We start from the raw sequence: 3425 nt of genomic DNA on the forward strand, positions 1-3425 counted from the left end.
ATAATGCACTTTATCCGCTGCGGATCATCGGATTGAATCAGGACGAGAAGATCTCAGGCGGCATGGCAGGGCTTACGTTCATGATGGGGGCAACCGTAGATAGTTATCGCTACAGAAATGATGACGAACCGGCGGCTATTCACGAATCTGGAAACTCTCTTGGTGATTTTCTAAGAAATGGCGGACAGCTGGCGAACTCTGTCAAAGCATTAGCGGAACCCGTCCTAAAAAGGCAACTCTATGTCTCCAAAAGCGATTCAGTCGCTATGAATTCAGGGAAGTGCCATATTCTCTCTGCAAGCGAACTTGGCATTGCGGTAACTGATAACAAGCAGATAAGCAACTTAGGCGTTGGCCAGAATAAAGATGAAATCTACATGCATTTCTCTAGCCGTGGACTGTCTTATGGGAATGTTGATGGCGCCGTTGTTAAAGGCATGAGTTTACCAGGAACATGGTTGAGGGACACTTATCCGTGGGAGGGTAGTTTGAATGCTCATCCACCCCTTGCTGTTTCATGGGATGGTGCAGGAATTGAGGTTGGCACACCTATGGCTCTCAGAAAAATATGCCCCTGCTTCTGTCTATAAGCTCCATACGTTCCATTCTAGAGAGCGAGACGATAGTTTTCACTGTCGTCTCGCTCATACTCGTTTTTGAATACAGTAAAGAGCTCTTCGCTGTAACTATGTCAGATCAGAAACAGAAACATGCAATCAATTTCGTATCAGCTAAAGGGATATACCCTTCAGGGTAGCCAAAATATGCCCAGCCCCACGCAGTTGCGTTCACGCTGATTACGCGTGAGATATATCGCCCGTCAAGGGTTAAGTTTGTCCTGGTTCGGTATATATACCCAAGCTTCAAGCGATCGTCTTCAAAAGCGCAATCCTGATAGAAAAGATAAGTCTGATTATGATCATCTCCGAAACCATCATTTGCATATCCAGAGATGAGCTCTCCTGCAGAGGGAGAAAACATGGTAAATGATTTGGTAATAAAATACGGATCACTAATACCCATACGCTTATCAACATCCACTATTGCGCTTTGTACCTCTGACGAAAATTTGGAAACACTCGAATTGACCACACTTATTAACCCGCTATCATTTGTGGCCCATAGATTGGCATTGTTAGTGACGATATCATCGCTGGCAATTGCGCCTTGTCCTACTGCCGTCATTAGCTGAAACGTTAGCCCTGCAGCACCTCCAGAAGTCTTTCTGTCCTGATTCAAGCCGATGATCCGCGGCGGATAAAGCGCATCGATTGAAAGGCTAGCATTTTATGTGCGATGCAAATAGAATGTGTTTCATCGTATCGCTATCTAAGGAGACGACGATGGCAAACAAAGTAAACATGACTCTTCGAATCGAGCCTGAGCTTAAAAGAGAGACCGCGTCGTTGTTTGAATCTCTTGGGCTCGATATGAGCACCGCTACTGGTCTTTTTTACAGGCAGGCTTTACGATGCCACGGATTGCCCTTCGACGTGCGCATAGATGAGCCGAACGAGACGACCTATGCAGCAATGGAGTCAGCTGAAAATGGAACCGATATTTACGGCCCGTACGATGACACTGCGGAATTGATGGCGGCTTTGCATGCTTAAGCTCGAGTTCACGAGTCAATTCAAAAGGGATTTTAAGCAAGCCATAAAAAGAGGACTAGATGCCAATAAGCTAGAAGCTGTAGTCGAGCTTTTGCGTTCCGAAAAGCAACTCCCTTCTGCATATAGAGATCATGCTCTAACAAATTCAAGGAATTATAAAGGCGTGCGAGAATGCCATATCGAACCCGACTGGCTTTTGATATACAAAATCGAGAAACAGGCTCTTTTACTTAAACTCATTAGAACTGGGTCGCATAGCGATCTGTTCTAATGAGATGCCTATTCGTTAGATATTTCTTCGTCGCTCGTCAGCTTGTATGACTTAGCAACTGAGGGTCATCAATAGCCGTTTCCTGCAAGTACTGGCTCTGCTGATCAATGCCCTATGGTTTAGATATCAAGGTATAATGCGTTACAGTGAGAGCGTCCGCACGGTGTGCAGTTCACCTAAAGCCGACGCTCTACTATTTTCCAATGCGCTTTATCCGCTGCGGATCATCGGGTTGAACCAGGACGAGAAGGCCTCAGGCGGCATGGCGGGGCTTACGTTTATGTTCATGGAGCCCGCCGTAAGGAATAGTGTCTTTGGTGAGTTGAGCTTCAGCTGGGTCGAAGAGCAAGCTCCTATCCCCTATAGCTGGAAGGAAACTGGAGGGGATTTGGCTGCAAGTGTGAAGGATGCGCTTACTCCGGTAAGAAAGCAGTGGCTGAATAAAGGATCAACGAGTAATTTTGCCTTAGGCAACGATGCTAAAGTCTTCCTCTTATCGCTGTATGAAGTAGGTACTGATCTCAAATCAGATGGCGCAGGTGCCCTTGGCGTAGGTAAAGGTCTAAACGAGGTGTATCTGCACTTCGAGAGTCTGGGGATTGCGCCAGGGGGAGCTAACAATGCGCAAATAATCAAAAGTTTCAATTTTGGAGAATTCTGGCTGCGAGATCGGTTGGAAAAGGTTGGCGATTATTTCACAATAGCATACATTAATGCCAATGGCATGCCTGGCTCTCAGCATGGCAATCACGCACGGAATATGATCCCTTGCTTTTGCCTATAGCCGATTGAGTGCTCTGTTTCTATAGGCTTAGCCTCAATCAAGTACAAATATGTGGATACGGGATCGACTAGTCGATCCCGTATTAGTTTCCCAACTTCTGTTACGTTGCTTCTGCTTGTTCGTTACATACAGAAGCAGGGCAGAACTCCCTTTTCGGCAGTCGGGCCAGCGCCTCCTGGCCACCCTCCGTCTGCAACAATGACGATATTGGGAACTCCCTGAGCTTCTACCCCATTGGATTTGAACCAAACAGACCGAAGCCACCATTGCTGGCCATTCGACAAAGCATTTTTTAGATCTGCCTTAGACGTTCTGCTTTCATAGAACAAATAACCGTCTTTTCTTGATACCCCGGTGCCTTCATTTCCTAAAAGCGATACAGCTGAGTCTGGTTGCCCAAGGTTTAACTCGTTCAAGGAATCATAGGAGCTACCTAGCAACTCCTTCAAAGACGGTAGGAACATAAGGTCGACATTGATGCTGGTAGAATTATTGGCGCTGTATGATTTAACAGCTGGTTCAATTGCTTTCTTGATAGTTTCTGGGAAGGCACCGTAAATATCCCCATCTGCGTGAAGGCGGAGTCTGAGAAACGAAGCTCCCCATCCTTGACTAAGAACCTCCCACGCGCCATATTCAGCAGATGTTATGCATTCCTTGAATTGGAAAGTCAAACCTAGTTGACCGTCTGGGACGTTATTCCGAAATGCTTGGTCCTGGTTCAGCCCGATGATCCGCAGCGGATAAAGTGCATTAT

6 protein-coding genes are annotated in these 3425 nt (G+C 46.4%); 4 read left to right on the forward strand and 2 right to left on the reverse strand.

All coding sequences use genetic code 11. The features are described 5' to 3' along the window. Positions 1-590, forward strand: a 590-nt coding sequence (locus NFR19_RS08710; RefSeq protein ID WP_251213404.1) for a hypothetical protein, incomplete at its 5' end; no start/stop codon positions are given. 106 nt (positions 591-696) lie between these two features. On the opposite strand, the gene NFR19_RS08715 is transcribed toward NFR19_RS08710, so the two are convergent. After that, on the reverse strand, positions 697-1185 hold the full coding sequence (locus tag NFR19_RS08715; RefSeq protein WP_251213405.1) for a hypothetical protein: 489 nt from the start codon (positions 1183-1185) through the stop codon (positions 697-699). A gap of 158 nt (positions 1186-1343) precedes the next feature. On the opposite strand from NFR19_RS08715, the gene NFR19_RS08720 reads away from it, so the two are divergent. The 3 genes from NFR19_RS08720 to NFR19_RS08730 all read left to right on the forward strand — a co-directional run bounded on the left by NFR19_RS08720 (position 1344) and on the right by NFR19_RS08730 (position 2668). Continuing rightward, positions 1344-1613, forward strand: coding sequence for a type II toxin-antitoxin system RelB/DinJ family antitoxin (locus tag NFR19_RS08720; protein WP_251213406.1), 270 nt, complete (start codon positions 1344-1346; stop codon positions 1611-1613). Then, positions 1606-1884 carry a type II toxin-antitoxin system RelE/ParE family toxin gene (locus NFR19_RS08725; RefSeq protein ID WP_251213407.1) on the forward strand — a complete coding sequence of 93 codons (279 nt, stop codon included), beginning with the start codon at positions 1606-1608 and terminating at the stop codon, positions 1882-1884. Before NFR19_RS08720 ends, NFR19_RS08725 begins: the two co-directional genes overlap by 8 nt. A 136-nt stretch (positions 1885-2020) precedes the next feature. Further along, positions 2021-2668, forward strand: a complete 648-nt coding sequence (locus NFR19_RS08730; RefSeq protein WP_251213408.1) for a hypothetical protein — start codon at positions 2021-2023, stop codon at positions 2666-2668. A gap of 122 nt (positions 2669-2790) precedes the next feature. On the opposite strand, the gene NFR19_RS08735 is transcribed toward NFR19_RS08730, so the two are convergent. Next, positions 2791-3425 (reverse strand): DUF6273 domain-containing protein (locus NFR19_RS08735; protein ID WP_251213409.1); only part of this gene is annotated, 635 nt, incomplete at its 5' end.

The organism is Adlercreutzia murintestinalis (assembly GCF_943192905.1).
In the GTDB taxonomy this organism is placed as follows: Bacteria; Actinomycetota; Coriobacteriia; order Coriobacteriales; family Eggerthellaceae; genus Adlercreutzia_A; species Adlercreutzia_A murintestinalis.

Excerpts from the sequence above, each read along its gene's own strand:
- NFR19_RS08715 (WP_251213405.1), bottom strand. The coding sequence starts at position 1,185 with ATGACGGCAGTAGGACAAGGCGCAATTGCCAGCGATGATATCGTCACT.
- NFR19_RS08720 (WP_251213406.1), top strand. The coding sequence starts at position 1,344 with ATGGCAAACAAAGTAAACATGACTCTTCGAATCGAGCCTGAGCTTAAA.
- NFR19_RS08725 (WP_251213407.1), top strand. The coding sequence starts at position 1,606 with ATGCTTAAGCTCGAGTTCACGAGTCAATTCAAAAGGGATTTTAAGCAA.
- NFR19_RS08730 (WP_251213408.1), top strand. The coding sequence starts at position 2,021 with ATGCGTTACAGTGAGAGCGTCCGCACGGTGTGCAGTTCACCTAAAGCC.